The following is a 2,233-nucleotide window of genomic DNA, read 5'->3' on the forward strand; positions in this document are numbered from 1 at the left end:
CAGCACGAGCCGTGCCTCTACGCGGTGCGCAAGGGTGCGACCGGCCACTGGCAGGGCGCGCGCGACCAGACCACGCTCTGGCAGATCGCCATGGTCGGCGCGGAGGACGACGCCGAGACGGTGCACGGCACGCAGAAGCCGCTCGACTGCATGCGCCGGCCGATCGTGAACAACAGCGCGCTCGGCGAGGCGGTGTACGATCCGTTCCTCGGCAGCGGCACCACGCTGATCGCCGCCGAGCTCACCGGCCGTGTGTGCCTCGCGATGGAGATCGATCCGCGCTACTGCGACGTGACGATCGAGCGGTGGCAGCGTCTCACGGGCGGGACGGCCGTGCTCGCGGGCGAGGATCGCGTGTTCGCCGACGTCGCAATGACGCGCTCGGTGCGAGTGTCGGCATCCGCGGCGGCGTGAAGCCTGCGCCCTGCGGCGTGCAGTAATCTGCCCGGACCTGAGGAACCGGAGGATTGCTGGATGGCGAAGATCGGCAACGGGTACGGAAGCGAGTGGCATCTGCTCGTGTTCCTGGGGCGCCACCGGACCCTGCTCGATCGGGAGGTGGCCACCGTCACGGGCGCATCGGCCGTGCGCTGGTGCGACTTCCCGTTTGATCAGCCCGACAGCCGGCAGGAAGGCGAGTGGAAGGGTCTCGATTTCCTGGCCGAGAGCACGGATCTGCAGGCCGCGTGGCGAGAGGCGTGGCCCAGCTCGGGGAACGTGCAGAACTGGGACGCTGTCGGTCAGGTTCAGGTCGACGGGCTGTGGGAGTGGCTGCTCGTCGAGGCAAAGGCGAACCTCGAGGAGATCAGGTCGTCCTGCAACGCGAGGGAGCATGGTGGGCGGCCTCGGATCGCGCGGACGATGGAGCGCACCAAGCAGGCGCTCGGTGTGGCACCGGACCGTGATTGGCTCACCGGGTACTACCAGTACTGCAACCGCATCGCGGCGCTGAACTTCCTGCGCAGCCACGGTGTCGCGGCGAGATTGCTGTTCATCTACTTCACTGGCGACCAGCGGGATCGAGGCCCCACGTGCCCGCGCGACCGCACGGGCTGGATGGGGGCGCTGCGGGCGCAGGCGGAGCATGTCGGGCTGCCGGCCGGGCACCCGCTGAGCGACCGCATCCACGAACTCTTCCTGCAGGTCGTGAAGCCGGCTGCCGGCTCTGGCAAACGGTCCCCTCGCCACGGGCCTTGAGTGCGCGCGGCCATCGATGAAGGCGACGGCATGAGACAGTCGCGGACCATGTCGCTGGTCGAGGCGACGACCAACGTGGTGGTCGGCTTCGGCGTGGCGCTGCTGGCGCAACTCGCGGTGTTCCCGCTGTTCGGGATCGTGGTGTCGGTCGGCGATCATGTGCTGATCGGCGCCATCTTCACGGTGGCATCAATCGCGCGGTCCTACGCGCTGCGACGCCTGTTCGAGATGATCCGGGTGCGCCGGTTCAAGACGATCACCGCCGGGCGTTGAACCCGGCGGTGATCCTACAGAGGCATCAACGCGGGAATCGCCGATCCAACTCGCGCGATGCGAGGCGCCACGCGGTGGCGGAGTCGGTGGTGATCTCACCGAGGATCGCGGTCGCGACGTGCTCGATGGTGCGGTCGTCGCTCATCCGGAGCCTGAGCGCCTCGTCCATCGCTGCGGCCAGGATGCCGTCCTCCGCGGGCGTCAGGGTGAAGTCCGTCATGGTCCTCTCCATCGTCGTGACGGGCGACCATTCGCGCTGGTGCAGCGGACAGCCAAGCTGAGTGCGCGATCATAACATTGCGTTCTTGCCGAACGCAGCACCGCCGCCCGCGGTGTGCGAGCGGCGGCGTGAGTGCCGGCGATCAACCCTCGGGCGGGGTGAACACGAACTCCGCCTGACCGACCCGAGTGCCGTCGCTGTCGTGCAGCGGGCGCGGCCAGGCGCCGGCGAAGCGGTGTTGGTCGAGGTCGTCGGCAAGCCGGCGCAGGATGCGGCCGATCTCCGCGGTCGGGCAGTTCTGGAACGCCGGCCCGCTGGTCCGGATGCGCAGGATGAACTCGCTCATCGTCCGCAACCTCAACCCGCGATCCGATACACGGAGTAGGACCCCTTCGCGCCCTCCTTGTTGGGCCCGACCTGACGTACCCGCTCGACCACCTCGACGGTGATGCCCTTGCGCTTCAGTCCGGCGAGGAAGCCGCGCACGGTGTGCGACTGCCAGCCGGTGGCGTCGATGATCTGGGCGATCGTCACGCCCTCGGG

Annotated in this window: 6 protein-coding genes; 3 read left to right on the forward strand and 3 right to left on the reverse strand. The window is 68.7% G+C overall.

Annotation, left to right across the window (positions count from 1 at the left end; translation table 11 throughout):
- The 3 genes from ACTIFU_RS23475 to ACTIFU_RS23485 form a co-directional block, all read left to right on the forward strand.
- The coding region (locus ACTIFU_RS23475; RefSeq protein WP_439580750.1) for a DNA methyltransferase at positions 1-414 on the forward strand (414 nt) is incomplete at its 5' end.
- 60 nt (positions 415-474) lie between these two features.
- Positions 475-1,197 (forward strand): hypothetical protein, encoded by a 723-nt coding sequence (locus tag ACTIFU_RS23480; protein WP_439580751.1) that lies wholly within the window; start codon positions 475-477, stop codon positions 1,195-1,197.
- A gap of 30 nt (positions 1,198-1,227) precedes the next feature.
- The gene (locus ACTIFU_RS23485; protein ID WP_439580752.1) at positions 1,228-1,470 is read left to right on the forward strand and encodes a DUF7220 family protein; all 243 of its coding nucleotides are present in this window, start codon (positions 1,228-1,230) and stop codon (positions 1,468-1,470) included.
- A gap of 25 nt (positions 1,471-1,495) precedes the next feature.
- On the opposite strand, the gene ACTIFU_RS23490 is transcribed toward ACTIFU_RS23485, so the two are convergent.
- From ACTIFU_RS23490 to ACTIFU_RS23500, 3 genes are all read right to left on the reverse strand, one after another.
- Positions 1,496-1,690, reverse strand: coding sequence for a hypothetical protein (locus ACTIFU_RS23490; RefSeq protein ID WP_439580753.1), 195 nt, complete (start codon positions 1,688-1,690; stop codon positions 1,496-1,498).
- 142 nt (positions 1,691-1,832) lie between these two features.
- Positions 1,833-2,036 (reverse strand): hypothetical protein, encoded by a 204-nt coding sequence (locus ACTIFU_RS23495; RefSeq protein WP_439580754.1) that lies wholly within the window; start codon positions 2,034-2,036, stop codon positions 1,833-1,835.
- A gap of 11 nt (positions 2,037-2,047) precedes the next feature.
- The coding region (locus ACTIFU_RS23500; protein WP_439580755.1) for a DUF3489 domain-containing protein at positions 2,048-2,233 on the reverse strand (186 nt) is incomplete at its 5' end.

The organism is Elioraea sp. (assembly GCF_051860475.1).
Taxonomy (GTDB): domain Bacteria; phylum Pseudomonadota; class Alphaproteobacteria; order Acetobacterales; family Acetobacteraceae; genus Elioraea.